This is a genomic window from Halomonas sp. SIMBA_159, assembly GCF_046536035.1.
In the GTDB taxonomy this organism is placed as follows: Bacteria; Pseudomonadota; Gammaproteobacteria; order Pseudomonadales; family Halomonadaceae; genus Vreelandella; species Vreelandella venusta_A.
The window spans coordinates 1-236 of sequence record NZ_JAWJBT010001624.1 but is presented as its reverse complement, the minus strand read 5'-3'; the positions used below and the strand labels follow the sequence as shown (position 1 = coordinate 236).

General features: G+C 51.7%; 1 protein-coding gene. It reads right to left on the bottom strand.

All coding sequences use genetic code 11. The features are described 5' to 3' along the window. On the bottom strand, nt 1-236 hold a 236-nt coding region (locus R0J87_RS24705; protein ID WP_498889676.1), incomplete at both ends, for a hypothetical protein.

The window sequence follows — 236 nt, the reverse complement described above, 5'->3', positions numbered from 1 at the left end:
TCACCTTCAGAACCGTCTGCTGAACCAGCATCAGTTTTTGCAGCGTCGCCACAATTTCGTTGGCTTCGGTTGATGAATACGAGTGCGACATATCGCTCAGCGCAACGCCGTCCCCCTGTGCCATTTTGACAAAACGGTACAGATCATTCAGATCGCGGGTTGCCAGTGGCGCCAGAACCGGATTAGAGGTGAGTGAGTTCTCAATGAAGCTCAGCTCAAACGCATATTGCTGATCC